Raw genomic sequence first — 746 nt, forward strand, 5'->3', positions numbered from 1 at the left:
ATGATGGACAGCGTCGCATTTTTGGCGCCGACTTCGCCGCCGGAAACCGGTGCGTCGAGGTAGTCGCAGCCCAGTGCGTTGATTTTCTGTGCAAAGGTTTTGGTGGCTATAGGCGAGATGGAGCTCATGTCGACGACAACCTTGCGTTTACCTGCATCTCCGAAATAGCCCTTCAGACCGGCTGCGATACCGTCGTCGTTAAACAGCGCAGCCTCTACATCGGGTGTATCGGGCACCATGATGAAGACAATGTCAGCACGCTCAGCCACGCCGCTGGCATTCACACATTGCGTGGCGCTGCCACTGGCAATCGCGTCGGGTATCTTGCCGAGGGTGTGGACAAACAGCTGGTGCCCGGCCTTGATCAGATGACCGGCCATGGGCGTGCCCATGATGCCGAGGCCGACGAAGCCGATTTTCAGGGCGTTGGAGGTCATGTAAGCGTAATCCTTGTGAGGTGATTGGGGTCAGCTTGCCAGGCGTTGGCGCCAGCCCAGTCCGGCATCCGTCGTGCTTGCTGGTTTGTATTCGCAACCTATCCAGCCGCCATAGCCAAGGCGGTCCAGGTGCGTAAACAAAAATGCGTAATTGATTTCGCCGGTGCCTGGCTCGTTGCGGCCCGGGTTGTCGGCCAACTGGATGTGAGCGATGCGTGCCAAATGTTTTTGTATCGTCGCCGCCACTTCACCTTCCATGCGTTGCGCGTGGTAAATGTCGTACTGTACGAAGGCATTGTTGGCGCCGAC

Annotated in this window: 2 protein-coding genes; both read right to left on the reverse strand. The window is 57.8% G+C overall.

The genetic code is table 11. The features are described from left to right. On the reverse strand, positions 1 to 437 hold a 437-nt coding region (locus tag AC1D0Z_RS23400), incomplete at its 3' end, for an NAD(P)-binding domain-containing protein (RefSeq protein WP_477660509.1). Between the two features lie 30 nt (positions 438 to 467). Next, positions 468 to 746 (reverse strand): TIM barrel protein (locus AC1D0Z_RS23405; RefSeq protein ID WP_477660510.1); only part of this gene is annotated, 279 nt, incomplete at its 5' end.

This window comes from Polaromonas sp. P1_E3, from assembly GCF_056405935.1.